The organism is Salinimicrobium sp. CAU 1759, assembly GCF_054482715.1.
This window is the reverse complement of sequence record NZ_JBTLRK010000002.1, coordinates 242425-267991: the sequence shown is the minus strand read 5'-3', so window position 1 is coordinate 267991 and position 25567 is coordinate 242425. Positions and strand designations below refer to the sequence as shown.

Here is a 25567-nt window from a genome sequence, read left to right as displayed (position 1 = left end):
TTCATTATCTCCTTACAAAGATTAGGGTGAAATATATTTTACTTTCTTCCCCTTCCCTGGCAGATACTCCAAAATTATTATAGGAACCTTCCAGGATCTTACGATGACCTTCACTTTTGATCCAGGATTTTACGAGCGCCCCTGCACTCGAATAGCCATACCCCACATTTTCACCCATCGCCCTGGCTCCTACTCTTTCTGAAAGCAACCAGTATCTTTTACCAAAGTTGTGATGACATACTTCCCTTGCCGTGATCATGTGCTCATTATGAAGATAAGCTTGCCGGGATATTTGATCAAGACCTTCTAGCTCATTCCGCCCCTGGGAGATTCTATATAAGTTGACCAGATCAAGGATCTCCAGTTCCAGGGGGGAATACCAATAGGAAGAAACCCCTTTCTCCAGATCGTCTTTATTTATGATATTATTTTCTTCAGGAGAACAATAGGTAAAAAAGCTCACAAATAGTAATATCAAAAAATGACATTTTTGAGACCTGTTTTTCCTCCCCGATATTTCCATAGTAAGAAATTTCTAATACAAAAAATATTGTCGTTGAAAGCCTACAAAATTTGGCCAAACAGGGGATTGGGGGAAACGGGAGAATCCGGCAATGGGGACACCGGAAATTTGAAATCTAAAAATAGAACATTTCCGGAAGAATCATTTATAATTAACTAATTTTCAATCATTAAAATTCAGCCAAAAAAAAAGAGGCTTAAAAAAAGCCTCTTTTGCTAACCTTAAATAAATATGAAAAAAGTGAAACTCAGTATTTACTACTTTCTAACAAAAATGTTTGTATAGTAGAGCTTCCCATCTTTTCCTTCCTTAACAGAAATTCCGAAGTGAGTATGGTCACCCTCCATGTTCTTGCGATGCCCGTCGCTTTTGATCCATGCATTAACGACAGCCTCGGCGGTTCGATATCCAAAAGCCACGTTTTCACTAACGGCTTTAGCATTAACCGTGTTCACAAGAGCTTGATAACGATCGCCAAAATAATGGTGACATACCTCATTTCCATCTATCATATGTTCGTTATGGCCGGCTGCCTGGATTGATCCTTCATCTAGAAATAATAAGTCAGACATACCTTGTTGAGCTCGGTAAGCATTAACCAGGTTCAGAACATCCAATTCAATAGAGGTATAGTTTACAGGTGCGGGTTTGGTTGTTAAATTGGCAGAATCCATTTCATCTATAGCATCTTTAGAACAAGACGTAAGAGAAATCGTACAAATTGCCATTAACCAAACATAGTAGGTTAAATTTTTCATCATGGTAGTCAGTAGGTTTGGGATTGGAAAAGTAAGAATTATTTCCGTTAAACAAACAATTTAATCGACGAACTACACAATGAAGCCAATTTTTAACAAAATATTAATATTTCGACCTACAGAATACCCACTTCAGCACTCAGGCTGAATGGCTATTTTGACCGATGAATGGTAATTAAGGAAAATTGAGCACCTTTCCGTCGTCGGCAAGATGCACCCGAGGAAAGACCTCTAAAGCTTCACTTTTGAAGATATCTATGGATTCATACCTTGTAGAATAATGTCCCAGCACCAAATGAGAGACATTAGCTGCACGCGCAATAGCGGCTGCCTCTCGCGCTGTAGAATGGCCTGTGGGAGCAGCTAAATAGGCATGCTCTTCAAGAAAAGTGGATTCGTGATACAGTACAGTTATATCTTTTAACTGTTCTACCATTTTAGGATTATAGGCAGTGTCGCTACAGAAAGCATAGCTCCTGGGGGGCTCGGGATCTGCAGTCAGCCTGGAATTAGAAATTACAGTACCATCGTCAAGCACTACATCTTTTCCTTTCTTGATCCCTCTGTAATATGCGACATCTATATTGTACTTTTCTACCTCTTCCATTAATAGTTTTCTGGCCTTCGGTTTTTCCCTGAAAAGATAGCCGTTAGCATAGATGCGATGTTTTAGGGGTATAGTCTCCACGGTTACTTTCCTGGTATTGAGGATCACCTGAGGCTCATTCGAAGTCAACTCATGAAAATAAAGAGGATACCCAGTCCAGGAGTTGGAAAATTTAAGTTGCATTAAAACGATCTCCTTTATCCCTTTAGGTCCATAAATATGAAGTTCTGTCTTTCGGTTTAACAACATGAAGGTTGAAACCAGCCCTACCAGGCCATAGAAATGGTCTCCGTGAAGATGAGAAATGAAGACGTGCTTAATCTTACCAAATTTGATCTTGTGCCTTCTTAACTCTACCTGTGTACCTTCCCCACAGTCAATAAGAAAAAGCTCATTGTTTATCTCCAGTACTTGTGATGTTGGATTTGTAAAGGTTCGGGGAGTGGCTGCGTAGCAGCCCAATACGGTAAGCTTCATGAGACAGTGAGTTTAAAAGAAAAAGATCGAGCTAGAATCCCAGATCTCTTTCAATTTCTTCCATTTGGATGATATCTTCTGCCTCCTGTAATGTAGGCACCACTAACAGCTCTTCGGGTACTTTATCAATATTGATAGCGTCATTAGCTATAACAAATGATCTTTTTCCTTTTCGGTGCTCATTTGACAATTCAAGAAATTTGAGCAATTCATCCAGTTGTAAGTCACCATACTTCAGGATATCAATAACTACATTATCACTTTTAAAGTTTGAGTGGATAGATTCCAGAAAAGAAGCAAATTCTGAAACGTCATCCTTTTCATCTTCAAAGATCTTATAGCTTTCCTTTTCTGTTACTTTCATACCTGTTTTATTTTTGACGCCAGGAGATAAATTACAGCCATTCTAACGGCCACCCCGTTCTGTACCTGATCAAGGATAATTGCCTGATCTGAATCGGCCACATCACTGGTGATCTCTACCCCTCTATTGATGGGTCCCGGGTGCATTATTACAATCTTCTTATTGAGGGAATCCAAAAGTTTTTTGTTGAGACCAAACAGCTGAACGTACTCCCTTGTACTCGGAAAGTAATTGATGTCCATACGCTCATTCTGAACTCTCAACATGTTTGCTACATCACACCATTCAAGGGCGCTCCTTAGATTAGGCTCTACCTCTACCCCTAAAGATTTTATATACTTTGGAATAAGGGTGTAGGGGCCGCAAACCTTGACCTCAGCCCCCTGCAATTTGAGGGCAAGAATATTTGATACTGCTACTCTACTGTGAAGAATGTCTCCCACAATTACTACTTTCTTGCCTGCAACCTCTCCTAATTTTTCACGGATGGAATAGCTGTCCAGTAAAGCTTGCGTGGGATGTTCATGAGCCCCATCTCCTGCATTGATGATACTTGCATTAACGTGCTTCGACAGGAAGATCCCCGCTCCGGGATTAGGATGGCGCATCACCACCATATCTACCTTCATGGAGAGGATGTTATTAACTGTATCTATGAGCGTCTCTCCCTTTTTTACTGAAGATGATGCTGCCGAAAAGTTCACGACATCGGCACTTAATCGTTTTTCGGCAAGTTCGAAGGAAAGTCTCGTGCGGGTACTGTTCTCAAAAAATAAGTTGGCAATGGTAATGTCTCTAAGGGAAGGAACCTTTTTAATAGGTCTGTTAATGACCTCCTTAAAATGATCGGCAGTTTGAAAAATGAGGTCTATATCTTCTTTTTTCAGATACTTGATCCCCAGTAGATGGTTAACACTTAACTCACTCATTATTATATTTTACTTACAAGGTAAACTGTATCTTCCCCTTCATTCTCTTCCCAATTCACCTTTACTTTTTCTTCATTAATAGCATCCACCTGCCTCCCGTTGTAATCGGGTTGAATTGGTAAATGCCGGCTAAATCTCCTGTCGATCAGCGTTAGTAGTTCGATCTCGCTGGGTCTCCCAAACGATTGTACGGCTGTTAGTGCTGCACGAATGCTTCTACCGGTGTACAAGACATCATCGACGAAGATCACCCGCTTATCCTCTACCACAAAATCTATATGGGTTTTGTTTGCCTCCAAAGGTTTATCGCTTCGCCTGAAATCATCCCTGTAGAAGGTAATATCCAGATGCCCCAGCTTAATACCAGAAATTCCATATTCTTCCTTAAGGATCTTATGGATTCGATTAGCCAGAAAAACTCCCCGCGGCTGAATGCCAATAATCACAGAGTTTTCAAAAGTAGTGTGGTTTTCAATTAACTGGCAGGCCAAACGGTGTAAAATGATGTTCATTTCCTTTGAAGCAAGCAACACTTTTTGGCTCATAATTCTGAAAGTTAGCTAAACAAAAGTAAGATTTTTTTCCTGAGAACTGCTTCAGATACCACCATTTTAAATTTGGCAATAATCCACGCCGGACTACAATTTTAACCCCACTTCATATATTTTTAGAATGATTAAAGATTATCTTGCATTAAAAAATTCATGCTCTACCTTTTACATCAGCCTAAGGATATTGAAACTGTAAAAGAAAAGATCCTTCCTTTTTTAAAGAACCTTGAGCATGAACTGGTTTCTTTCCCTCTTGATACAGATTTTGATTTAGATGTCAATTCTTCCCTGCTCCTTTACCTCCCCGATGCCACTTTGCGAGAGGTCATTCCAATGGCAGGAAAGAATAAATGGCCAATTACCATTCTGCCACACCCCGGGAATCAGTTTACCTCAAAAGGTTTGGGAGTTTCAGGTAGTATTGAGGAGGTAATCACAGAATATACCGAATGTGAGACACCATTCAAGATAGATCTCTTGTTTTGCAATGATATTCCCGTCTTCAGTTCTGTCAACATTGGGAATATTTTTATGCTTTCTGAAAAGAAAGGCAAAAAAAACTTTTTTAGAGAGGTATTAAATATTGTGCGCAATATGCGTAAGGCCTCTTCCCTTACCCACCACTCTTATGAATTAAGTGCCGACGGGGATAAGATCATTCACACCTCCGGGCTGGGAATTGTTGTAGTTGAGCATGCTGCCAGTTCTCTGGTTTCAAGGCGCCTGCTGGAAGAAAGCTCTATTAGCGATGGCTCCTTTCAGGTTTTTGTACTGTCACCGCAGAATCTCCTGGTGTTGCTCTGGTTTTTTATAAGAAGCCTCGCGCCAAACAGTAATACACTCACGCGCCTACCATCATTTATTGGCAAGATAAAAACCTCCAATTTACAGATCGCCGATAAAGTCGATATGGATTACACCATTGATGGAGAAAAGAAGCAGGCAAAAGAGCTGAATTTTGATGTTCATAAACAGGCGGTGATTCTTAAGCAGAAGAGTATCTACAGCGAAAAAGCAGAAAAAGAGGATGGCAGGAAAAGCATTAAAATTGAGGGCCTTCCCAAAGGGGAAACGAGAAATGAGCTTGTAAAACGCAGCCTGCCAATATTGCCCAGGGCAAGTACAGAACAATTTCAGGATCTTTTCAAGGTATTAAGAGGAAATTCGAAGAATAGCACCGAATTTATGGTAATGATGATCCTCTCCACTCTTATTGCCACCTTTGGACTTTTTGGCAACTCATCACCTGTTATTATTGGTGCTATGATCCTGGCACCTGTAATAGCGCCAATCGTTTCCTTTTCTATGGGCATGGTACGGTATGATGTTCCTATGCTTAAGGAAAGTTTTATCACCATAACTGCAGGCACCCTGGTTTCATTAGCTGTTGCTGCAGGAGTTAGCCTTGTAATTCCTTTAGAATTGCTAACCCCCGAGATTGAAGCCAGACTTTCTCCAACCCTGCTGGATATGGGCATTGCTGTTTCTTCGGGAATTGCAGCAGCCTATGCACATGCTAATGAGGGCATTGCCAAAAGCTTGGCAGGAGTAGCCATTGCGGTTGCCCTGGTTCCGCCGCTGGCGGTAGCAGGAATTGGCGTGGGCTGGTGGGACTGGGAAGTTTTTTCGGGTGCTATTTTGCTATATGCTACAAACCTGGCGGGAATTATTCTTTTTGGAGGCCTCACATTTCTTCTCCTTGGCTTTGCCCCCTTTAAAAGGGCAAAAATGGGATTGGTCTATACCCTTATCATTGCCGTTCTTGTAGCAGTACCCCTGTCACTTTCCTTTGAACGTATCATGCAGGAGGCTAATATTACCCGAACCCTGGAAGGAGCAACCATTGGGAATGTTGTAGTGCGGGATGTGAGGATAAGATTCAGCTCCCCACTGGTGGTATCACTGCGCCTGGTAGGGCCCGAAGCTCTTGAAGCCGAAAAAATCGAAGCCGTCAAAGAAGAAATTGAAAAAAAGATAGGTCAGCCGGTTCTGTTGGAAGTAGTATCGGCTATAGAATTTTAATACTTCAGAAGCAGTTCAGAATTTTAATAAAGCTTTTAGACGCTCCCTGTCCTGCAATGGACGATTTTTATTACTTTTCATAATAGAAGCTCCTGTCTATGAAAAAGCTCCTTATTGCCCTCTTAATCCTTGTTCTCTTATTCTTTGGTTTGGTCTATTGGTCTGTTTCCGTTCAACCTTCCGAAGTATATATATCCAGGTTAGTTGAGAAGGCAGAAGCTAACACAGCTTTACAAGAATCTACGCCCGTGACCGTTGTGGCTACTAATCAATATCATTCCAATGCTCTCAAACGATTTATGCAGGGGGTGAATTATCGTAGCGCCTGGGAAGCCCCGGTTGAAGCACAGGTATTTCTCCTCGATAGCTTCAAGATTGACGAAGAAGGTGGTGGAAACCAAACAAAATCCTTAAAAATAATTGATAAACAAGGAATTGTTTACAGCCTAAGGAGCATCAATAAAGATCCCGACCCTCTCATTCCAAAAGCAGCCAAGATCCTTAACCTTGAGAACATAGTTGTTGACGGGGTTTCAGCCCAGCACCCTTATGGAGCAGTACTTGCTGCTAAGTTATCTCAGGCTGTGGGGGTTCTTAGCACGAAACCGAAAATAGTCTATGTCCCTAAGCATAAAGCACTGGAGCGGTTTGAAGATCAATTTGGCGACCGCCTTTTCCTGTTGGAATATGAAACTGAAGGTGAGGTCAATTGGACCGACATTAATAATGTGCAGGAAATAGTGGAGACCGATGACCTGCAGGAGTTAAAAGCTGAATTAGGAGAGAAATTAAAAATTGACCAACAGCAACTGGTAAGAGCCCGTCTTTTTGATCTCTTAATAGGAGACTGGGACAGGCATTCGAAGCAATGGGGCTGGGCACTACAACAAAGGAGTGATCGCCTGGTGGCCATTCCCATAGCAGGAGATCGCGACAATGCATTTTTCAGAATAGATGGTGTTATTCCTACGATCCTCACTAACCACCTGGTCCAGCCAATGGTTAGACCCTTTGAAGAAGATATTGATCACATTCCCGGATTTGTATATCCTTTCGATCTGTACTTTCTAAAGGGAGTCCCTAAAGATGTCTTCATCAATGAAGCAAAATATATACAGCAGCAACTTACAGATAAAAAAATAGATGAGGCAATACAGGAATGGCCTGAAAACCTGGTGCGACTGAATGGCAAAGAATTAGCAGCCAAGCTCAAAAGCCGAAGAAATAAACTTGTAAAATATGCCATAGAATTCCATGAAGTGATCGAAGAGAAAAAAGCACTCCAGGTCCCTTTAAAAGGAAGTGAAGACTTGGATCTTCCGCCTTACTTAATCAAATGTTTTGATTGTCAATAACATGAACAGGAAATTTAAATATACTTTGGTTCTGTCTTACAATTTTAGTTGCCAAAAAGCGTATTTTTAATACCTATTACTCCTGGTATGAAAATGCACATTTTTTTCCTGCTGCTAGCCGTGCTATTAACTTCGTGCACCGCTGTTAAATTTCAAGATCCGCAACCAAAAGGAACCGCGATATTACAGGAATTCCCTCAAAAGTTTCTGGGCACCTTTACTTCAGATGAAAGTGACACATTGAGGATCACGAAGGACTCCTTCAGATTTTCAGACGGAAAAGAAATAGAATTTGCAGCAGAACTTTCAGCTGAAAATACAGTGTTGAAACTACACAAGAATACCTACATTCTTAATCTCAAAGATAATGGCAGTTGGGATGTTTTTCCGATCAAATTCTCGCCAAATAAGATCACCGTCTATTTCGCAGATATAAATTCCAAAACTGAAAGACTTTTAAAAGCTAAACATCCTGAAACGGTACAGGAAATAAGGACCGAAGATGGAAAGCTGGATCATTATCTCATCGATCCTTCAGCAAAAGAATTTGACCGTTTGCTGAAAAAGAAGCTATTTTCTGAACAAGTAGAATTCAAAAGGCTGAAGTAAATCAGGTTTCCATTTTACGACTTTCTGTTGCCATCAATTTGTCCCAAAAAGTGAAGTATAGACCATAATTCGTCATATACTCGGTATGATGATGATGATGATGGGTCGCCCCAATAAAGAGTTTTCCAATTTTGCTTTTTTGGAACCATAGCGGATATATTTCTATATCCAGATGGTTCACCACACTGCTCACTGTCATTAACAGCAGGTAAAATCCCAGCACATAAATATTGACAGGCAAGAAAATGAGGATCAATGGAAGAATTACGGCTTCAATAAGACTTTCCCAGGGGTGAAAAGAAAAAGCTGTCCACGGGGTGGGAATGCGGCTGTCATGATGAACTTTATGTACGATCCTGAAAATCCTGGGGTGATGCATCCATCGATGGACCCAGTAATAATAAGTTTCGTGGAGAAGCAAAATGATTATGAGACTTACGGGAAGATACCAGAAACCGTACTGCTCTGGATCGAGGTAAACTGCAGTATGCCCTTTTAACCACAACCAGTAGGTGGCGGCCCCGACAAGAGCAAAAATTGCCGATGACTTGATGCTCCAGATGATCTCCTTTTTTAACTGCTTCTTTTTGGCCAGTCTTTTACTCAGGCGCCTTTGATCATATCTCCCAAAGTTTCTTACATAGTAGTAATAATAGAAAACCCCTGCAGCCACAAAATATCGAAAGAGGATGGCTATAAAAAAGATGACGGTATAAATCAGTAATATTCCGGCAGTATTATCTTCAATTCCTAAGATCTCGTCCATAGCTTTAAAAATAACAATTCAAATCTTAAATCTTTGTCAAAAGAAGTCTGGTGGAAAAATGGCACTCTTTAGAAGGATTTCTTCCGTCCCTGTAGCTGTGCTTAGCCCAGATTCTTTAATTTTACCACACCAACCAACGAACATTGATGGTAACAATTCAAAATTTTCCTGCAGACTTCCGGAATTACCTGAACCAAAACACCCTTATTAGCATAAAAGGGGGGCGGAAAAGAGACAGCTTTCTGAAAATTTGGATGGTAGAAGTGGATGGGCGTTATTTTTCCAGGAGCTGGAATAAGAGTGCTAGAAGTTGGTTTACAGAATTCCTTTGCTCGGGCACAGGGCAATTAAAATATGGAGAAAGGGTTCTTGATGTACTGGGCAAGCAGTTACCTGCAAATGATCCCCTACAGGAAAGAATTAACCTCGCTTACCTCCAAAAATATGATCAGCCCGAAAATATTTTTTACTCCAAAGGAATTACACAACCCGAATACGCCAGTTACACCATGGAATTTTTTACTTACAACTAAAGTTAAAAACGATGAACACAATTGCTTTAATTGCCCATAATAGTCGCAAAACAGATCTTCTCAACTGGGCAAAGGTGCACCGGGAAGCTTTGCTAAAGTACAATCTTATTGGCACCACAAATACTTCTAAGCTACTTAGCGACATGTTGGATATCAAAGTCGAGGGATTTGGACATGGTCCTAGTGGTGGAGATATCCTTTTGGCTGCAAAGATCCTGAAAGGAGAAGTTCAAATGATCATCTTCTTTATTGATGCGGAAACTCCTCACGGTCATGAACACGATATCCAAACGCTGATTAGAACAGCAGTTATAAATAATATTCCGATAGCTTTAAATCGGGCCTCGGCCGACCTGCTTATCCTTGATGAAAGGGATCAGCCAAAATAAAGTTTAAAATAACAAGCATGAAAAAAGTCATTTTTGGCACCTTACTAGGTGTTCTATTCCTTACTGCATGTAATTCGCCTAAGGAGTCGGCAGATGTACTCATCACAAACGCGACGGTCCTGGATGTCGAATCGGGTGAAGATATTCCGGGGCAGATGATCGCGATTTCCGGTGACACCATTCAAGCGGTTCTGGATATGGAAAGCAGCGATAGATTTTCAGCCTCAAAAACAATAGACGTAGAAAACCAATATGTAATGCCCGGGCTTTGGGATATGCATGTGCATTTTAGAGGAGGAGATTCATTAGTCGCAGAAAACCGCAATTTACTTCCCCTTTTCCTTGCTCACGGAGTTACCACGGTTAGGGATGCGGGAGGAGATATTTCTATAAGTGTCATCGACTGGAGACAAAAGATAGAAGCAGGAGAACTTGAAGGCCCTTCAATTTTTACTTCGGGTCCAAAACTGGACGGTCCAAATCCTGCCTGGCCGGGCTCCATTGAAGTTGCGGGGGTTGAGGATATTCCGGCTGCACTTGATTCCCTGGAGCAGCTTGAAGTAGATTATGTAAAGATGTATGACGGCAGCCTTTCAAAGGAAGTATTTTACGGTATTATCGCAGAAGCCGAAGAGCGCGGATATAAAACTACCGGCCACATGCCAATGTCGGCTAACATTCTTGAAGGTGTAGACCTGGGACTCGACGGTTCAGAACATTTGTATTACGTGATGAAAGCCTGCTCCCCAAAAGCCGATAGCCTTACAAGAGTAAATCCAGGCTACGGTATGATGAATGATATCATTGCGACCTATGATCCCGAACTGGCAGAGGAAGTATTTCAAAAGCTCAAGGAGAATCGAGTGTACATTACTCCTACTCTTCACATAGGAAAAACACTTTCAGAAATTCTGGATGTAGACCATAGCCGGGATTCCCTGCTGCCATATATTGGGAGTGGAATCCAGGAAACCTACCGTGGCAGGATAGAAGGCGCAAAGAGAGCCAGGGCTGCAGGAAGTACCATGCGTTCAAAAATGGAGGAAAAGAGTCTGGAAATGATAAAGCCTATGTATGACAATGGAGTGCCACTTTTGGCAGGCTCAGACTGTGGACCTTTTAATTCATATGTCTATCCAGGAGGTTCTTTGCACAATGAACTGGAAAGGCTTGTTGCAGCAGGATTAACTCCTTTGGAAGCTATAAAGACTTCGGTCATAAATGGCCCTGCTTTTTTTGATCTGCAAGAATCATATGGCAGTATCCAATCCGGTAAAATGGCAGATATTATAATTCTTGCAAAGAATCCTTTTAACAACATTGAAAACCTCATCTCTGTCTCTTCTGTACTTTCTAAAGGAAAAATTTATGAGCAGGAAAAACTTCAGCAAATGATGCAGGCTGTAAAACTGTAGAAATTTTTCATTGAGTTAATGATTTAGGCATAAAGTAATCGTCTGGTCTTCAATATCTTTTTTTATCTTAGAGAGATGGCTACTTACCACAGCCCTTTAATTTCATTAATAGATCATGAAAATTCTTCTTACGGGAGCGACAGGATATATAGGGAAGCGGTTGCTTCCGGTTTTGCTGGAAGAGGGGCATGAAGTGGTTTGCTGTGTTCGCGATAAGAACAGATTCCCTTCGGAAGGGGTCTACGCGAATTCAAGAATATCTTTACTGGAAGTAGATTTTCTGAAAGAATTACCCTCTTCAGAGCCCATTGAAGATATTGATGTTGCCTATTATCTTATTCATTCTATGAGTGCAGGGACAGGGGATTTTGCAGAAATGGAAGCAAACTCTGCCAAAAATTTCCTGAAGCTTATCGAGTCTACTTCCGCTAAACAGATCATTTACCTCACCGGGATCACCAATGAAAAAGAGCTTTCAAAGCACCTCTCTTCGCGCAAGAATGTTGAAGAGATTCTTGGTAGGAGCAGTATTCCATTAACAGCTTTAAAAGCAGGAATAATTGTTGGCTCGGGAAGTGCCTCTTTCGAAATAATTAGGGATCTGGTAGAAAAACTGCCGGTAATGATCACTCCAAAATGGGTAAATACGAAAACCCAGCCGATAGCTATTAGAGACGTTTTGCAATTCCTCTCCGGAGTACTTCTAATGGAGGAAACCTACAATATGTCCTATGACATTGCAGGCCCAGATGTTCTCACTTATAAGGAAATGATGCTTCAGTTTGCTGAAGTTAGAGAGTTTAATCGCAAAATCATCACCGTTCCGGTAATGACACCCCGCCTTTCCTCCTACTGGCTTTACTTCGTCACTTCCACCTCCTATAAGCTTGCAGTGAATCTTGTGGACAGTATGAAGGTGGAAGTAATAGCAAAACCAAATAATCTTCATCACAAATTAGGAATAAAGCCCATTCCTTATAAACAAGCAGTAGAACTTGCTTTTCAAAAGATTGAGCAAAACAGCGTGATCTCGAGTTGGAAAGATTCGCTCGCTTCAAGTTATTCAGACAACTCCTTATTAGAGAATATAAAGGTTCCAACAGATGGTTGCTTTAGTGACCGTCGCGAAAAAAAGATCACGGGAGATTCTGACAATGTTCTCAAGAACGTTTGGTCTATAGGCGGCAAACGCGGGTGGTATTACGGCAGCTGGCTGTGGAAGATACGTGGATTCCTGGATAAAATTGTGGGTGGAGTTGGTCTTAGACGGGGTCGTACTCATCCACACAACATTAATACGGGAGATACCCTCGACTTCTGGAGGGTTCTTGCTGCCGATAAAAAGAACCGGCGTTTACTTCTATACGCTGAAATGAAACTCCCGGGAGAAGCCTGGCTCGAATTCAGGATCGCTCAAAGAGATGGAGAAGAATTTTTGCAACAAACTGCCACTTTCCGGCCTAAAGGCCTCGCTGGCCGAATGTACTGGTATGCTGTATTACCGTTTCACTACTTTGTATTTGAAGGTATGGCCGCAAACCTGACGCGGGATTATTTAAAAGCTTAATATTTCTTTTGCAGCTATTAGAGATAGAATCAAAAGAAATCTTCTTTCTCTTTATTTTTGGGCTCAACAAAATATAACAATATGAGCACAAGCATTGAGCTTTCTGAAGTCGGTACTTCACCTTTTGAAAAACTACTGGGACATAACCCCGAGATCCTTAAAAATTGGAATCAACTTGAAGCTACGCTTTTTGCCAACTCGGGTCTCGACAAGGACTTACTTGAGAAAGTTCGCAGAACCCTCGCTTTCGGCAACGCTTGTGAATATTGTATGGCTAAAGCAGGACCGGCCTCCTTTGATCCCCGGGATCTAAAAATATCTCTGGCAACTGCCTTCGCGGAGTTGTTTGCACTTGATCATAAGTCGATAGCGGAGGCTCATTTTTCAGCTTTGAAGGAGGTTTTCAGCATAAGGGAGATCTCTGCTCTCTGTGCTTTTATATCATTCCTTACTGCCTCTCAGCGTTTTGGGAGGGTAATGAATCTAACAAAGGATCTACAGAAGACCACATCAAATATTTGAGAAGGGTTTAATGCCCTGTCTTGATTTACGTAAGCTTGAATAAGAAGTCAATTTTTCTTAAATTAAAGGAATCCTTTAAAAGGGAATTAAATATTAAAAATTGACCAATGAAAGAAAATGTAGGTAAACAGGATCAACTTATTAGAAGTCTTGCCGGCCCGGCTCTAATGGGAATCGGTTATTTTGCACTAGGTGGCAATAAAGGGAAACTTGCCGGAATTGCCTCTATAGTTGTGGGAACTATAATTGCTGAAAGTGCAGTTACCAGGGTATGCCCAGTGAACGAATTCTTTGGACTTGACACCAGGAAAAAGAAAAAAAGTCCGATCAAAAAGATCAAAGAAGCTCTGGTTTAGAACTTCAGAAGTTTTTGTTTCTTAGCCGTAGATATCTTTTCAAATGAGTCAATCACGGCTAATTTTGCCTGTCATCGTTTTTGCACAATTCTGCTGCACCTCTCTCTGGTTTGCCGGAAATGGTGTCATGAATGACTTGATCCTCACTTATAATTTTGATGTATCTGCTGTTGGTCATCTCACCTCTGCAGTACAATTCGGTTTTATCGCAGGTACTCTTCTTTTTGCTTTTCTGAATATTGCCGACAGGTTTTCTCCTTCCAGAGTTTTCTTTTATTCTGCCATTTTTGGAGCCTTATTCAACCTTGGAATGACCTGGACGGGCAATACTGCCGGAAGCCTTATTTTTCTCAGATTCCTCACTGGGTTTAGCCTTGCCGGAATCTATCCGGTGGGTATGAAAATAGCTTCCGATTACTACCAGAAAGGCCTGGGAACCTCTCTTGGTTTCCTGGTGGGGGCATTGGTTTTGGGGACTGCTTTTCCTCATCTTCTCAAAGCCTTTACTGGATCCGAAAATTTACCATGGAAGCTTGTTTTGATCCTTACTTCTTTATTGGCCATAATAGGTGGAACAATCATCCTCTTTTTTGTACCCAATGGTCCCTATAGAAAACCAATGCTGAAGAAGGACTTTTCTGCATTCATTCGGGTATTCCGAGTTCCCGATTTTAAAGCGGCTGCTTTTGGATATTTTGGACACATGTGGGAGCTCTATGCCTTCTGGGCTTTTATTCCTGTAATTCTGGCCGGTTATGAAGCCATTCATCCCGAAACTCACCTGAATGTCCCTTTACTGTCATTCTTTGTTATTGCTTCGGGTGCTGTTTCCTGTGTGGCAGGCGGATTTATTTCCCGCAGCCTTGGTGTGAGGAAAACAGCCGGAAGCGCACTATTTCTTTCAGGCGTGTGTTGTATTCTTTCGCCTCTTTTCTTTCTGCAGAACCAGGAAAGCCTGTTGATTATTTTTTTGATCTTTTGGGGAATGGTGGTTGTGGCAGATTCTCCCCTCTTTTCTACTTTAGTTGCCAATAACGCACCGGCTGCAGCAAGGGGAACAGGATTGACCATGGTGAATTCCTTAGGTTTTGCCATCACCATCATAAGCATAGAGTTGATAAATCTACTTGTAGAGGTTCTTCCGCCTGTTTATCTTTTTTTATTCCTGACACCCGGACCAGTGACAGGCCTGATCTTATTATTTAGAAAAGGAGAAAAAATTAAATGATCAAAAATCATCCTCTTCCAGAGAGCGCATTTTATGTATATAGCGGGAGAGCATTTTACTGGATTCCTGCTGGATTTTAAGTTTCATCCATTTAGTCCATCCCAGCAAAAAACCTTTGAAACCAAGGGCCTGCCGGGACCAGCTCCACAGATCAAAATGATCTGTATGCTGCAGGATCTTTCCGTTTTGAATATAGAATGTCCCCACCACTTCGTTGACAACTCTTCGTTTCGAAGGGCCGTAGTAATACGTTGCAGTCCACCTGGCGCTCCCATTGTAGTCATTGGCCTGTATTTCGCTGTAGCTTATACTCGGCTCTCCCATGCCTTTTTCCATTAACATATACCACATTGCTCTAACCCGATCTCCTTTTAAATGCCCGAAAGCAGGATCATAGAAAACAATGTCCTTGTGGTAACAGGCATTCATGGCTTTGGGGTTTCCTTTTTGAAAAGCCTGGTAGAAATCCAGAATAATTTTTTCATTGGGATGCTGCATAGCTTAAAGATACATTAAAACCTTCGAAGGCGGTATGATTTAGGCAAAGCACAAAATGTTTTAGAAAGATCTGACAAAAAATGTCACCGGCTTCCCAACATCTTGTGTGAATCGTTTAAAGAACAAACAGGCGGTTTGGAAAATGCTACCTCCTAATACTCTCTTCATTGAACCTTCTTTTGTGCTTATGCCACCTTTCACAAAAAATAGTGTAGAAATTTACTATTTTGAAGCAGCATAAAACGCACCTTCTTATTTAGTGGAACTTGACTACGATTATATTATTATTGGCAGCGGTTTTGGTGGATCGGTAAGTGCTTTACGCCTTTCAGAAAAGGGTTATAAAGTGCTGGTGGTCGAAAAAGGAAAATGGTTCAAAGCCGAAGATTTTCCAAAGACCAACTGGAATCTCAAAAAGTGGCTTTGGATGCCGGCCTTACGTTTCTTCGGAATAATGAAGCTCAGCATCTTTCGGCATGTTGCGGTCATTTCGGGTACCGGAGTTGGAGGTGGTTCTTTGGTCTATGCGAACACACTTCCGGTTCCAAAAAAGGCATTTTACAGTAGCGGCAGTTGGAAAGAGCTGGCCGACTGGGAAAATGAACTCCAGCCATGTTATAAAAAGGCCCTGCAAATGCTGGGAGCAACACCTAATCCAAGATTATTTGATGCCGATATTGCGCTAAAACAAATGGCCGGAAAAATGCAGCGAAATGAGCACTTCGAACGACCTGATGTTGCTGTATATTTCGGAAAACCGGGCGAGACCGTTAAAGATCCCTACTTCAATGGCAAAGGTCCGGACAGGACCGGGTGTAATTTCTGTGGTGGCTGTATGACCGGTTGCCGATATAATGCAAAGAACACGCTGGACAAGAATTATCTCTGGCTGGCTCAAAAAATGGGTGCAGAAATACTCGCAGAACATGAGGTGATCGATGTAGTGCCATTAGCTTCGGAAGGATATGAGCTAAAAATGCGATCCACTACCTCCTACTTCAGTAAAACCCGGAAACTTAGAAGTAAAGGAGTAATATTTTCCGGAGGAGTCCTGGGAACTGTGAAGCTCTTGCTAAAGCTGAAGCAGAAAAGCCTTCCGAAGTTGTCGGACAAAGTGGGAGACGAGATCCGCACCAATAATGAAACGCTAATAAGTGTCTCCACCTCCGATAAAACTAAAGATCTCTCTAAAGGAGTTGCGATTGGCAGTCTTCTCCATACAGATAAAGACAGTCATCTTGAAGTAGTTCGATATTCAGAAGGTTCCGGATTTTGGAAATTACTGCACCTGCCAATGGCGGCGGGTAAAAACCCGGTGAGCAGAATCTTTCACATTTTTGGACAACTGGTCTCTTCTCCTGTTTCCTGGTTCAAAACCTATTTTATTAACAGCTGGTCAAAAAGTACTGCTGTGCTTCTATTCATGCAAAGTGTAGACAGTACTTTGAAACTCAAAATAAATTTTTTTGGCAGAATGTCAACCGGAGTAAGCACCGGCGAAAAACCGACCAGCGATATACCTGCCTCTAAGGAACTGACCAAAAGGTACAGTGAAGCCATAAAAGGTAAGGCTACAAGTTTTGCCCTGGAAAGTCTTGCAGGAATTCCCACCACTGCTCACATTTTAGGAGGTGCGGTGATGGGAAGAGATAAATCTTCGGGAGTGATCAACTCCAAGAATGAGGTGTTCGGATATGGTAACATGTACGTGATCGATGGATCTATGATCTCCTCAAATCCCGGTGTAAATCCAAGTCTCTCAATAACGGCAATTGCAGAACGGGCGATGGACCTTTTTCCTGAAAAAGAAAAGGTGTCAAAAATGACATTTTCAGATCCTTCCTGTCAATCTCTTTAAATACTGGCTCCTAAATTTCTATTTAAAATCTACTTGTCTATATAAAAAATCCCTGTAACAAAAGTCACTGCCCACTCCTTCCTAAAATGTCATTTTTGTAGTAACTTATAGTCGGACAAAAAACTAAAAAAATGAGCTATTACTTCACCACCACCGTAAACGATGATTTTGAAACTGCAATTCAAAAAGTAACCGAAGAACTAAAAAAGGAGGGCTTTGGAATCCTAACCGAAATTGATGTAAAGGAGACCTTCAAGAAAAAGCTGGATGTAGATTTCAGGAAATACAGGATCCTGGGGGCTTGTAATCCGAAAATGGCGCACGAGGCAATATCTTCAGAAAGCAAGATAGGTACGATGTTACCATGCAACGTGATCGTGCAGGAAACAGAAGATGGGAAAACCGAGATCACGGCTGTTGATCCCGTTGCTTCCATGAAAGCTGTTCAAAATGACACTTTAGGAGGGGTAGCGACACAGGTAAGGGAGAAATTAAAGAAGGTAATAGACGAAATGAAGTAAGTTGTTTCGCAGATTTATAGGGTTTTCTTGTACTGAATCTTTACGGTTTAAGAAATAACAAGAGGCTGTCTAAAAAGATCTTTTTTGTCAAGGCTGTCCCGAAGCTTCGGGAGTTTCAGCTACTATTTGATTTTAATTTTCAAGTAACAAAGATCCAAAAATTAATTCAGGAGGATGTTATTCCGGCTTTTTGACAGCCTCTTTGGCACAACCTGTTGTGTAACATAAGTAACTGTACACTCCGACCTTCAGCTTTACTTTTGTGCCTATAAAAATAAATCAAATGGAAATTGAAAAAATATTAAGATCCCATCAGGGAACAGTGGTCGATGTTCGTACGAGAGGTGAATTCACCGGTGGACATGTAGCAGGTTCGGTTAACATTCCGTTGACAGAGCTTCCGGAAAATTTAGAGAAGTTAAAGTCAATGCAGTCACCAATAATACTGTGTTGTGCTTCGGGAATGAGAAGCGCACAGGCAGAGAACTTCCTCAACCGGGAAGGCCTTGATTGTGTAAATGGGGGATCCTGGCTGGAAGTGAATTACCTGCAGTCTAAAGCTTCATAAGTATGATAAATATTATTAAAAAAATCTTCGGGTTGGGTCCTAAGACCAATTTTGAGCAGTTGATCCAAAAAGGAGCCGTGATAATTGATGTGCGGACAAAAGCCGAATATAATAGCGGACACATCAAAGGCTCCAAAAACATTCCGCTTAACAGTCTTGGACAGAATCTAAAGAAAATTGGGAAGAAAGACGTGCCGGTGATCACCTGCTGTGCTTCGGGCATGAGAAGTGCTTCGGCTAAGAATATCCTGCAATCAGCCGGATTTGTAGAGGTCCACAATGGCGGTGGCTGGAGAAATCTTCAGAATAAAATAGGATGAAAAACAGGGTTTTGAACAACTGGTCATGGACAAGGGCTGCCTATCTCATCATAGGCTTGCTGGTGAGTTTCCAGGCCGCAGATGCAGACCAGTGGTGGGGATTGGCCTTAGGAGCTTATGTCACCGCAATGGGGCTATTTGGGTTTGGATGTGCCGCCGGAAATTGCGCAGGTGGAAATTGTTACATAGAACCTGATCGTGATCAGAAAATATCTGAATAAGCAAAATTAACTTTGTCAGATAAAACAGAATTATGGAAGAGCATATCTATAATGTAGATCTACATTGGAAACAAGACCGGCGGGGAGAAATTTCCTCACCCGAATTGAAGGAGCAGATTGAAGTAGCTACCCCGCCAGAATTTGCTAAAGGAGAAGCAGGCATCTGGTCACCGGAGCACCTATATACAGCTGCAGTCAACAGCTGCTTTATGACCACCTTTTTGGCTATTGCCGAAAATTCCAAACTTGAATTTAAAAGCCTTACCTGCCCTTCGAAAGGCAAGCTGAGCAAGGAAGAAGGCAAATACGTGATGTCACAGATCACTCTTGAACCTGTGCTTACCATCTTTAATGAAGAAGATAAAGAAAAGGCGGAAAAGATCCTTATTAAAGCTGAAAGAGCCTGCCTTATAACAAATTCAATAAAAGCCGAAGTTATTTTGCATCCACAAATAAAATTGGCAGAATCTTTGGTAGTATAATAATAACAGTCCCCTACACTGGAAATCCCGTTTTGAAGAGTTTTCTTCGGCGGGATTTTTTTTGTTCCTGCTTTCATTTTATTCTCTACATTTAGAATATTAATTCACTACAGATGGATCAAACGCTAGATCTTACACCAAACTGTGATGTTCCGGTTTTGTGGCTGGAACACAAGGCTGCCCTTAAACATTATATTTTTAAAAGGGTAAAAGATGAGGAACTGACCAATGATATTCTTCAGGAAGTTTTACTCAAAGTTTACAATTTTTGCCTTTCCAAATCGGGTGTAAGAAATGTGAGAAGCTGGTTATACCAGATTGCACATAACGCGATGATCGACCACTTCAGAAAAGAATCCAAGAACGGAAATTTGAAAAGTGAAATTGAGTTTATTGAGGAGGATGAGAATCTGGCTTTTAAAGAAGCTCTTGAGTATATCGAGCCTTTGTTAAGTTTTTTACCCCCCGAATATGCTGTTCCTCTTCGAATGGCCGATCTGGAGGGCCTAAAACAGGCAGATATTGCTGAAAAACTCAACCTTAGCCTCACCGCCACAAAATCCCGCATCCAACGAGCACGCGACCTCCTCAAAAAGGAATTTGTTACTTGTTGTCATTTTGAAACCGATGCTACCGGAGGCCTTCTTTCCTTTTCTGTTAAGGATTCCTGCACCCCTTTACAACAGGCTCAGAAAAAAAATTAATTTTTTTCTGCGTCTTTTTGATCTTCTCTACGTCCTGGGTTTAAATCATAACATCAAAATCATGAAAACATTTCACGTACACGTAAGAGTAAAGGATCTGCAAGAGAGTATAGCTTTCTATAATGCCTTATTTAATACTAAACCTACCGTTGTAAAAGCTGACTACGCAAAGTGGATGCTGGAAGATCCGCGAATCAACTATGCCATATCAACAGGACATGCCGAAGTTGGAATTGAACATCTTGGTCTACAGACTTCAACTGAAGCCGAACTTAAAGAGATCTATTCTAATATGCAGAAAGCAAAAGGAACTGTTAGGGAAGAAGGAGATTGCACCTGTTGCTATTCAAAAAGCGAGAAAAGCTGGATCACCGATCCCCAGGGAGTAGATTGGGAGGCGTTTTATACCTATGGTACCGCCACGGTCTATGGAGAGGGCATAAATGCCAAACCTGCACCCGAAGTGATGGAGCAATGGACCGGCAATGACGGCAAAATTGTAGAGCAGGTGGAACAGGTGGAAGAGCAAGAAGAAATTTCAGAAAAAAATTCAACTTGTAGCACTTCTACCTGTAACAAAACACTTTCTCAGGAGTCTGTATAAAAATGCTGAAAAAGAAATTGGTTCCGGAACAGGTCTACATTAAATGCGGACCTGTTCTTTTTAAAAAGATTCAATATTGAATAAAATGAAAAAATTATTAATTCTCCTCGCACTTGTTGCTTTCAACCTTAATGTCTCTGCCAGGGAAAAGATCATCACAACATCTGATGGAGTAGATCTTTACGTCAAAGTAGAAGGACAGGGAACCCCTCTTTTATACCTTCACGGTGGTCCCGGCTCGGGCAGCTACTGGTTCGAGAAGTTGATGGGTTCCTTTATGGAGCAACATTTTAGGGTGATCTACCTTGATCAAAGAGGAGTTGGGAGATCTGGCAGTGCTCCAAACCAGGATTATTCCCTTGACCGAATGGCTCTAGATTTTGAAGAAGTGAGAAAAGCTTTAGGTTTTGAGAACTGGCTTACGCTCGGCCATTCTTTTGGTGGTATTCTTCAAATGGGATATGCCGAAAAATTCCCTGCAGCTCAAAAGGGAATGATCATGCTCAACTGCACCATCAACTTACCTGAATCTGCCTGCCAAAGCTGGATTCCCAAGGCAGCAGAATTTGTTGGTGAAGCATATACTTGCGATGGAGATACGCTTGCACTACCTCAAAGAATGGGCGAATTTGGAGGAAAACTTCGAGAGAAGGATATTTTCTGGAAAATGGGTTCCAGAAATCCGGAAACATTTGCAAAGCTGGATGAAATTTCAGGCGAAATTGAAAATTTCAATTATGATCTGGGCCGATATGCCCTAAATTATCCGGAATACTGGGAGAATTTCAAACCTCTTTCCGCAAAAATGGAAAAGCCGGTTCTCTATTTTTATGGTTCAACAGACTTTATGGTTGGGCCTGAACACTATAAGGGACTGGAATTTGCAAATCTATTGTTATGGAAGAGTGAAGGCGGACATGTTCCTTTCATTGAGGACAAGGAAGATCTTGAAAAAGCCATCCTGGCCTATAAAGAGAAATATAAGTTTTAAAGATAATTGTTTGAGGGAACAGGTTGTCGAGAATCCATTTCCGGCAACCTTTCTTATTTATTGGATAGTCTCCAGGCCCTCCCCGCCAGAAACAGCAAGTTCTTCCGCAGGAAAGTGCATAGGGGCGAAATTTCGTTTTTCTTTTTTGTACCGGGTCACATAGCTCTTTAATGTAGCCATCTCCTCTGCGTTTAGATAATTAGAGTGTGGATTTTCTGCCAGTTGAAACCATGGGACAGGACTGTCAAAGTCGTAGTCACCATAGACCATAACAGGAGTTCCATTCCTTTTAACTGCCTGTCGAGAAGCATCCAGCTTCCATTGATCTGCCCAATTGTAGATGAACACAGCATCATCTTGTCGCAATCGAACACAGGCATGACTGGCAGGATAACCGGGCATCGAATATTGGTGTACGCCTACTCCTTCAAAGTTCATGAAGTTAAAATAATAAGGCATGATCCAGTCCTCGTTTACAGTACTAATTTTGCTTCGTGCCTTATAGTTAGCATAAAACAGACCTGCAGGAGTAGGCGTGGTTTGCTTTCCCGAACTAACCGGACCCCACCTAATCAAATTTCCATGTTCATATATCGCAAAAGCCTGCACCCGTCTTGAAATGAGTAAAGTTTTAGGAATAGAATCCAACATTTCAAATTGATTAGGAAAAGGGGAATAGTCTAAAAAATTTGTAGTGAGGGTATCGGGAATAACCAATCTATCTCCGGAATTTAGCCGATAGGCATCAATTCGATTTATAGCAAAAATATACTCCTGCTCCAGTTCAGAGAATTTAGCCTTGAAACTATCGACTTCAGCTGCACTCCCAATACTGTCCAGATGATATGTAATGATCATTGGAATGTCCTGCACCTCCTGAATTGGTTCTACAGATTTTGAAGTTGGATCTTGCGGAGAAGTGATCTGTGGTTGTTGCGCACCCACTGTTCCTTCACAGGACGATAGACCGGTCATGAACAATATACAGGACAGGAAAAGCAACGGCAGATATTTCTTTAAATCATTCACAGGAAAATAATTAAATCGAATTCATTAAACTTTCCGAAAAATGCTAATAATGCAAAAAACAAGCAGTTAATGCTTAGCCAAACCTTAATTAAATTTCCCCAATTTTTGATTCAAATCCTACATAATCTTAAGAATTATACCGCATAAAAAATGCCATTTTAGAAGGTTCTGGTTGGCGAAAGAAGCAGGAAAGTTCTTCTAAAAGATGTCTTAACTTTCTTAATAAAATTAGCAAAAATTTAATATCTTGTTTCCCTCAAAAAAAATGAAATGAAAACTTTGGTTGTATTTTTATTCATGTTAATTGGCACAGCTGTTTTCGCCCAGGAAGCGCCTGTAACCTTTGAAAGCAAAGGAGTTTTCTTTTCTGGTGATCAAAATGTACAACGGCAGGATAAACAAATTGTAGAGTTTACCGGTAATGTTCATTTCTCGACCTCTATAGTTGAAATAGATAAAGCTGAAAAAATTGTATACGATAAAAAGAGCAAAACTTTTACGATTAGTGGCTTCAGTGAATTGGTCTTAAACGGGAAAAAACGTAAGGCTTCAGATTTTGGCTCTACTACACTCAAGGTCGATCTTGGCGGCAGCATCGCATATCTTGTGGCCGAATCTAAAAATTGCAAAGACGGTAAGGGTAAAGGCTGCTAAGAATGGCCGATGCTTTTTACAGGGATGAAGCTTTTTCTTCCCAAGACTTTCCTGGAGGGGTTCTTCCTTTCGGAGAATATGAAAACTGCAAATTTTCCGGCATTAATCTTAGTGCAGCTGACCTCTCAAAAATGACATTTTCAGAATGTATTTTTGAAGTTTGTGACTTGAGCAATGCAAATTTGAAAAATACAACGTTGAGAGGAGTCAAATTTACTGAGTGTAAATTGGTAGGACTCTCCTTCGATCACTGCAGTTCTTTTTTGTTGTCATTCAACTTTGAAAATTGTCATCTCAATTTCTCTTCTTTTTTTAAGTTGAAAATAAAAAGTACATCTTTTACCGGATGTAAGTTGGTACAGGCCGATTTTTCAGATGCCGATCTTTCTTCTGCTGTTTTTCGCGGCTGCGACCTAAGCGGAGCAATATTCTTCAACACCCGAATGGAAAGAACAGACTTCAGTACTTCAGAAAATTTCAGTATTGATCCTGAAAATAACATAATAACAGGAGCTAAGTTCTCTACGGCCCAACTTCACGGGCTCTTAGAAAAGTACAAAATAGACATTCTCTGAACCGTTCAATTTCAGGAATTACAGTTCACAAAAGCGGCCCAATTATTGTCAATGTAATACGGGTAGATAAAAAGCTTATCTTTGCCCTCTTCTTTACATGAAAACACGGCAGGTTGTAAGCCGGTTGAGAATGAAAAAAAATAGCAGCTGCTTCAAGAAAATGCAACGTCTTTTCCAGCATTTCATATAAATACATTTAATGTCTTTTAAAAATTTAAACTTAGATGAGACCTTACTCAAGGCGCTCAACACCCAGGGTTATTCTAATCCCACCCCAATCCAAAAACAAGCAATTCCTGTAGTTCTTGAAGGAAAAGATCTTCTTGGAGTAGCACAAACCGGTACCGGCAAAACAGCCGCTTTTGGCCTACCAATCCTTCAATTATTGAATGAAAAGAGATTTTCAAATAAGGGAATTAAGGCTTTGATCCTTACCCCTACCCGAGAACTTGCAATACAGATCGATGAGAGTTTGGCAGTATATGGACAGCATACCAGATTAAGCCACTCTGTTATCTTTGGAGGGGTTTCTCAACACACCCAGGTCCAAAAACTGAAGAGAGGAGTCGATATTCTTGTCGCTACCCCGGGCAGGCTTCTGGACCTGATGAACCAGGGATTTATAAACCTGAAGACTCTGGAGATCTTTGTTCTCGATGAGGCTGACAGGATGCTTGACATGGGTTTTATACATGATGTAAAAAAAGTGATCAAGAGCCTTCCGGAAAAAAGGCAAACGCTTTTCTTTTCGGCTACCATGCCCGAGGAGATCCAGAGCCTGGCCAATATCATGCTTAAGAATCCGGTGAAAGTGGAAGTTACTCCGCCCTCCTCTACCGTGGACAAGATCCAGCAGCGAGTTTATTTCACAAATAAACCCGATAAGAAGAAGTTACTGCTTCACCTGCTAGAATCCAACGGAATACATACCGCACTTGTTTTTACCCGTACAAAACACGGCGCTGATAAGGTTGCGAGATTTCTTGATAAGGCAAAAATAAGTTCGGCCGCAATTCACGGAAATAAAAGCCAAAATGCGCGGCAAAATGCACTTAAGAATTTTAAGAGTGGAAATCTAAATGTGCTGGTTGCCACCGATATTGCTGCCCGCGGAATTGATATTGATGAGTTGGGTCATGTCTTCAACTTTGATCTACCTAATGTTCCTGAAACATACGTGCACAGGATTGGTCGTACAGGCCGTGCAGGTAATGAAGGAATGGCTATTTCTTTTTGTGCGGCAGATGAGCGCAAGGAATTGAAGGATATTGAAAAATTAGCTTCGATAAAAATTCCGGTGATCAATGAACATCCTTACCCAATGGACCTGAATGCCGAACCGGCTTCAGCACCTGCACAAAACCGTAACAGGAATAACAACAGGAACAGAAGAAGACGGTAGTTAAGTGGTCAGTTGGCAGTGGTCAGTTGGCAGAATTAAATTTAAGAAAAAGAGTCTATTCTCCGGAATAGACTCTTTTTTTGATCCTAATATCCTTTTAAAACCAGAAACATCGAATTTTCTATTTCTGAATAGAAAAACTTTACAACCGTAGGACCTTGAACTTTAA

At 41.3% G+C, this 25567-nt stretch carries 31 protein-coding genes and 1 pseudogene; 23 read left to right on the top strand and 9 right to left on the bottom strand.

Going from position 1 to position 25567, the window contains the following annotated elements:
• Positions 1-4: 4 nt before the first annotated feature.
• The 6 genes from ACXYMT_RS12335 to pyrR all read right to left on the bottom strand — a co-directional run bounded on the left by ACXYMT_RS12335 (position 5) and on the right by pyrR (position 4203).
• On the bottom strand, positions 5-478 hold the full coding sequence (locus ACXYMT_RS12335) for a CAP domain-containing protein (protein ID WP_459059404.1): 474 nt from the start codon (positions 476-478) through the stop codon (positions 5-7).
• A 302-nt stretch (positions 479-780) separates the two neighbouring features.
• Positions 781-1251 carry a CAP domain-containing protein gene (locus tag ACXYMT_RS12330; RefSeq protein ID WP_459059403.1) on the bottom strand — a complete coding sequence of 157 codons (471 nt, stop codon included), beginning with the start codon at positions 1249-1251 and terminating at the stop codon, positions 781-783.
• 205 nt (positions 1252-1456) lie between these two features.
• Complete coding sequence (locus ACXYMT_RS12325; RefSeq protein WP_459059402.1) at positions 1457-2365, bottom strand: ribonuclease Z; 909 nt, start codon at positions 2363-2365, stop codon at positions 1457-1459.
• Positions 2366-2396: 31 nt separating this feature from the next.
• Positions 2397-2729 carry a ribonuclease Z gene (locus tag ACXYMT_RS12320; protein WP_459059401.1) on the bottom strand — a complete coding sequence of 111 codons (333 nt, stop codon included), beginning with the start codon at positions 2727-2729 and terminating at the stop codon, positions 2397-2399.
• A complete protein-coding gene (locus ACXYMT_RS12315) occupies positions 2726-3658 on the bottom strand; it encodes an aspartate carbamoyltransferase catalytic subunit (RefSeq protein ID WP_459059400.1) in 933 nt (310 codons plus the stop codon). Before ACXYMT_RS12315 ends, ACXYMT_RS12320 begins: the two co-directional genes overlap by 4 nt.
• A gap of 2 nt (positions 3659-3660) precedes the next feature.
• Positions 3661-4203, bottom strand: coding sequence for a bifunctional pyr operon transcriptional regulator/uracil phosphoribosyltransferase PyrR (pyrR, locus tag ACXYMT_RS12310; RefSeq protein ID WP_459059399.1), 543 nt, complete (start codon positions 4201-4203; stop codon positions 3661-3663).
• Between the two features lie 159 nt (positions 4204-4362).
• Here pyrR and ACXYMT_RS12305 point away from each other — a divergent pair, with 159 nt between their 5' ends.
• From ACXYMT_RS12305 to ACXYMT_RS12295, 3 genes are all read left to right on the top strand, one after another.
• Positions 4363-6231: a DUF389 domain-containing protein gene (locus ACXYMT_RS12305; protein ID WP_459059398.1), complete on the top strand. Its 1869-nt coding sequence runs from the start codon at positions 4363-4365 to the stop codon at positions 6229-6231.
• Between the two features lie 98 nt (positions 6232-6329).
• Positions 6330-7586, top strand: coding sequence for a hypothetical protein (locus ACXYMT_RS12300; protein ID WP_459059397.1), 1257 nt, complete (start codon positions 6330-6332; stop codon positions 7584-7586).
• An 87-nt stretch (positions 7587-7673) separates the two neighbouring features.
• The gene (locus tag ACXYMT_RS12295) at positions 7674-8195 is read left to right on the top strand and encodes a hypothetical protein (RefSeq protein WP_459059396.1); all 522 of its coding nucleotides are present in this window, start codon (positions 7674-7676) and stop codon (positions 8193-8195) included.
• 1 nt (position 8196) lies between these two features.
• Here ACXYMT_RS12295 and ACXYMT_RS12290 read toward each other — a convergent pair whose 3' ends face one another.
• Entirely contained in the window at positions 8197-8961 is a 765-nt protein-coding gene (locus ACXYMT_RS12290; RefSeq protein ID WP_459059395.1) for a sterol desaturase family protein, read from the bottom strand.
• A 146-nt stretch (positions 8962-9107) separates the two neighbouring features.
• Between ACXYMT_RS12290 and ACXYMT_RS12285 the strand changes: the two genes are divergently transcribed.
• From ACXYMT_RS12285 to ACXYMT_RS12255, 7 genes are all read left to right on the top strand, one after another.
• Positions 9108-9494, top strand: a complete 387-nt coding sequence (locus ACXYMT_RS12285; RefSeq protein ID WP_459059588.1) for a DUF2255 family protein — start codon at positions 9108-9110, stop codon at positions 9492-9494.
• Between the two features lie 11 nt (positions 9495-9505).
• Positions 9506-9883 (top strand): methylglyoxal synthase, encoded by a 378-nt coding sequence (locus ACXYMT_RS12280; RefSeq protein WP_459059394.1) that lies wholly within the window; start codon positions 9506-9508, stop codon positions 9881-9883.
• 17 nt (positions 9884-9900) lie between these two features.
• Entirely contained in the window at positions 9901-11298 is a 1398-nt protein-coding gene (locus ACXYMT_RS12275) for an amidohydrolase family protein (RefSeq protein WP_459059393.1), read from the top strand.
• A gap of 115 nt (positions 11299-11413) precedes the next feature.
• A complete protein-coding gene (locus ACXYMT_RS12270) occupies positions 11414-12865 on the top strand; it encodes an SDR family oxidoreductase (protein WP_459059392.1) in 1452 nt (483 codons plus the stop codon).
• An 81-nt stretch (positions 12866-12946) separates the two neighbouring features.
• The gene (locus ACXYMT_RS12265) at positions 12947-13387 is read left to right on the top strand and encodes a carboxymuconolactone decarboxylase family protein (RefSeq protein WP_459059391.1); all 441 of its coding nucleotides are present in this window, start codon (positions 12947-12949) and stop codon (positions 13385-13387) included.
• 107 nt (positions 13388-13494) lie between these two features.
• Entirely contained in the window at positions 13495-13743 is a 249-nt protein-coding gene (locus ACXYMT_RS12260) for a YgaP family membrane protein (protein WP_459059390.1), read from the top strand.
• 43 nt (positions 13744-13786) lie between these two features.
• Entirely contained in the window at positions 13787-14971 is a 1185-nt protein-coding gene (locus tag ACXYMT_RS12255; RefSeq protein WP_459059389.1) for an MFS transporter, read from the top strand.
• Here ACXYMT_RS12255 and ACXYMT_RS12250 read toward each other — a convergent pair whose 3' ends face one another.
• Positions 14972-15469, bottom strand: a complete 498-nt coding sequence (locus ACXYMT_RS12250) for a nuclear transport factor 2 family protein (RefSeq protein ID WP_459059388.1) — start codon at positions 15467-15469, stop codon at positions 14972-14974.
• A 259-nt stretch (positions 15470-15728) separates the two neighbouring features.
• On the opposite strand from ACXYMT_RS12250, the gene ACXYMT_RS12245 reads away from it, so the two are divergent.
• The 9 genes from ACXYMT_RS12245 to ACXYMT_RS12205 all read left to right on the top strand — a co-directional run bounded on the left by ACXYMT_RS12245 (position 15729) and on the right by ACXYMT_RS12205 (position 21738).
• A complete protein-coding gene (locus tag ACXYMT_RS12245) occupies positions 15729-17327 on the top strand; it encodes a GMC oxidoreductase (RefSeq protein WP_459059387.1) in 1599 nt (532 codons plus the stop codon).
• Between the two features lie 131 nt (positions 17328-17458).
• The gene (locus tag ACXYMT_RS12240) at positions 17459-17848 is read left to right on the top strand and encodes a DUF302 domain-containing protein (RefSeq protein ID WP_459059386.1); all 390 of its coding nucleotides are present in this window, start codon (positions 17459-17461) and stop codon (positions 17846-17848) included.
• A gap of 283 nt (positions 17849-18131) precedes the next feature.
• The gene (locus ACXYMT_RS12235) at positions 18132-18416 is read left to right on the top strand and encodes a rhodanese-like domain-containing protein (protein ID WP_459059385.1); all 285 of its coding nucleotides are present in this window, start codon (positions 18132-18134) and stop codon (positions 18414-18416) included.
• A 2-nt stretch (positions 18417-18418) separates the two neighbouring features.
• Positions 18419-18736, top strand: coding sequence for a rhodanese-like domain-containing protein (locus ACXYMT_RS12230; protein ID WP_459059384.1), 318 nt, complete (start codon positions 18419-18421; stop codon positions 18734-18736).
• Positions 18733-18957 (top strand): hypothetical protein, encoded by a 225-nt coding sequence (locus ACXYMT_RS12225; protein ID WP_459059383.1) that lies wholly within the window; start codon positions 18733-18735, stop codon positions 18955-18957. The genes ACXYMT_RS12230 and ACXYMT_RS12225 overlap by 4 nt, the downstream gene beginning before the upstream one ends.
• Before the next feature lie 32 nt (positions 18958-18989).
• Complete coding sequence (locus ACXYMT_RS12220) at positions 18990-19439, top strand: OsmC family protein (RefSeq protein ID WP_459059382.1); 450 nt, start codon at positions 18990-18992, stop codon at positions 19437-19439.
• Between the two features lie 113 nt (positions 19440-19552).
• Entirely contained in the window at positions 19553-20143 is a 591-nt protein-coding gene (locus ACXYMT_RS12215; RefSeq protein ID WP_459059381.1) for a sigma-70 family RNA polymerase sigma factor, read from the top strand.
• A gap of 61 nt (positions 20144-20204) precedes the next feature.
• On the top strand, positions 20205-20747 hold the full coding sequence (locus ACXYMT_RS12210) for a VOC family protein (RefSeq protein WP_459059380.1): 543 nt from the start codon (positions 20205-20207) through the stop codon (positions 20745-20747).
• An 85-nt stretch (positions 20748-20832) separates the two neighbouring features.
• On the top strand, positions 20833-21738 hold the full coding sequence (locus ACXYMT_RS12205) for an alpha/beta fold hydrolase (protein WP_459059378.1): 906 nt from the start codon (positions 20833-20835) through the stop codon (positions 21736-21738).
• Between the two features lie 57 nt (positions 21739-21795).
• Here ACXYMT_RS12205 and ACXYMT_RS12200 read toward each other — a convergent pair whose 3' ends face one another.
• Positions 21796-22767, bottom strand: a complete 972-nt coding sequence (locus ACXYMT_RS12200; protein ID WP_459059377.1) for a L,D-transpeptidase — start codon at positions 22765-22767, stop codon at positions 21796-21798.
• 270 nt (positions 22768-23037) lie between these two features.
• Here ACXYMT_RS12200 and ACXYMT_RS12195 point away from each other — a divergent pair, with 270 nt between their 5' ends.
• The 4 genes and pseudogenes from ACXYMT_RS12195 (at position 23038) to ACXYMT_RS12180 (ending at position 25398) form a co-directional block, all read left to right on the top strand.
• Positions 23038-23421, top strand: a complete 384-nt coding sequence (locus ACXYMT_RS12195) for a hypothetical protein (RefSeq protein ID WP_459059376.1) — start codon at positions 23038-23040, stop codon at positions 23419-23421.
• Positions 23422-23423: 2 nt separating this feature from the next.
• Positions 23424-23663: pseudogene (locus tag ACXYMT_RS12190) on the top strand (pentapeptide repeat-containing protein); the annotation flags it as partial.
• A 75-nt stretch (positions 23664-23738) separates the two neighbouring features.
• A complete protein-coding gene (locus ACXYMT_RS12185) occupies positions 23739-23996 on the top strand; it encodes a pentapeptide repeat-containing protein (RefSeq protein WP_459059587.1) in 258 nt (85 codons plus the stop codon).
• A 199-nt stretch (positions 23997-24195) separates the two neighbouring features.
• Positions 24196-25398, top strand: a complete 1203-nt coding sequence (locus ACXYMT_RS12180) for a DEAD/DEAH box helicase (RefSeq protein WP_459059375.1) — start codon at positions 24196-24198, stop codon at positions 25396-25398.
• The last annotated feature ends 169 nt before the right edge of the window (positions 25399-25567 follow it).

Excerpts from the sequence above, each read along its gene's own strand:
- ACXYMT_RS12330 (WP_459059403.1), bottom strand. The coding sequence starts at position 1,251 with ATGGCAATTTGTACGATTTCTCTTACGTCTTGTTCTAAAGATGCTATA.
- ACXYMT_RS12325 (WP_459059402.1), bottom strand. The coding sequence starts at position 2,365 with ATGAAGCTTACCGTATTGGGCTGCTACGCAGCCACTCCCCGAACCTTT.
- ACXYMT_RS12320 (WP_459059401.1), bottom strand. The coding sequence starts at position 2,729 with ATGAAAGTAACAGAAAAGGAAAGCTATAAGATCTTTGAAGATGAAAAG.
- ACXYMT_RS12315 (WP_459059400.1), bottom strand. The coding sequence starts at position 3,658 with ATGAGTGAGTTAAGTGTTAACCATCTACTGGGGATCAAGTATCTGAAA.
- pyrR (WP_459059399.1), bottom strand. The coding sequence starts at position 4,203 with ATGAGCCAAAAAGTGTTGCTTGCTTCAAAGGAAATGAACATCATTTTA.
- ACXYMT_RS12305 (WP_459059398.1), top strand. The coding sequence starts at position 4,363 with ATGCTCTACCTTTTACATCAGCCTAAGGATATTGAAACTGTAAAAGAA.
- ACXYMT_RS12300 (WP_459059397.1), top strand. The coding sequence starts at position 6,330 with ATGAAAAAGCTCCTTATTGCCCTCTTAATCCTTGTTCTCTTATTCTTT.
- ACXYMT_RS12295 (WP_459059396.1), top strand. The coding sequence starts at position 7,674 with ATGAAAATGCACATTTTTTTCCTGCTGCTAGCCGTGCTATTAACTTCG.
- ACXYMT_RS12290 (WP_459059395.1), bottom strand. The coding sequence starts at position 8,961 with ATGGACGAGATCTTAGGAATTGAAGATAATACTGCCGGAATATTACTG.
- ACXYMT_RS12285 (WP_459059588.1), top strand. The coding sequence starts at position 9,108 with ATGGTAACAATTCAAAATTTTCCTGCAGACTTCCGGAATTACCTGAAC.
- ACXYMT_RS12280 (WP_459059394.1), top strand. The coding sequence starts at position 9,506 with ATGAACACAATTGCTTTAATTGCCCATAATAGTCGCAAAACAGATCTT.
- ACXYMT_RS12275 (WP_459059393.1), top strand. The coding sequence starts at position 9,901 with ATGAAAAAAGTCATTTTTGGCACCTTACTAGGTGTTCTATTCCTTACT.
- ACXYMT_RS12270 (WP_459059392.1), top strand. The coding sequence starts at position 11,414 with ATGAAAATTCTTCTTACGGGAGCGACAGGATATATAGGGAAGCGGTTG.
- ACXYMT_RS12265 (WP_459059391.1), top strand. The coding sequence starts at position 12,947 with ATGAGCACAAGCATTGAGCTTTCTGAAGTCGGTACTTCACCTTTTGAA.
- ACXYMT_RS12260 (WP_459059390.1), top strand. The coding sequence starts at position 13,495 with ATGAAAGAAAATGTAGGTAAACAGGATCAACTTATTAGAAGTCTTGCC.
- ACXYMT_RS12255 (WP_459059389.1), top strand. The coding sequence starts at position 13,787 with ATGAGTCAATCACGGCTAATTTTGCCTGTCATCGTTTTTGCACAATTC.
- ACXYMT_RS12250 (WP_459059388.1), bottom strand. The coding sequence starts at position 15,469 with ATGCAGCATCCCAATGAAAAAATTATTCTGGATTTCTACCAGGCTTTT.
- ACXYMT_RS12240 (WP_459059386.1), top strand. The coding sequence starts at position 17,459 with ATGAGCTATTACTTCACCACCACCGTAAACGATGATTTTGAAACTGCA.
- ACXYMT_RS12235 (WP_459059385.1), top strand. The coding sequence starts at position 18,132 with ATGGAAATTGAAAAAATATTAAGATCCCATCAGGGAACAGTGGTCGAT.
- ACXYMT_RS12230 (WP_459059384.1), top strand. The coding sequence starts at position 18,419 with ATGATAAATATTATTAAAAAAATCTTCGGGTTGGGTCCTAAGACCAAT.
- ACXYMT_RS12225 (WP_459059383.1), top strand. The coding sequence starts at position 18,733 with ATGAAAAACAGGGTTTTGAACAACTGGTCATGGACAAGGGCTGCCTAT.
- ACXYMT_RS12220 (WP_459059382.1), top strand. The coding sequence starts at position 18,990 with ATGGAAGAGCATATCTATAATGTAGATCTACATTGGAAACAAGACCGG.
- ACXYMT_RS12215 (WP_459059381.1), top strand. The coding sequence starts at position 19,553 with ATGGATCAAACGCTAGATCTTACACCAAACTGTGATGTTCCGGTTTTG.
- ACXYMT_RS12210 (WP_459059380.1), top strand. The coding sequence starts at position 20,205 with ATGAAAACATTTCACGTACACGTAAGAGTAAAGGATCTGCAAGAGAGT.
- ACXYMT_RS12205 (WP_459059378.1), top strand. The coding sequence starts at position 20,833 with ATGAAAAAATTATTAATTCTCCTCGCACTTGTTGCTTTCAACCTTAAT.
- ACXYMT_RS12195 (WP_459059376.1), top strand. The coding sequence starts at position 23,038 with ATGAAAACTTTGGTTGTATTTTTATTCATGTTAATTGGCACAGCTGTT.
- ACXYMT_RS12180 (WP_459059375.1), top strand. The coding sequence starts at position 24,196 with ATGTCTTTTAAAAATTTAAACTTAGATGAGACCTTACTCAAGGCGCTC.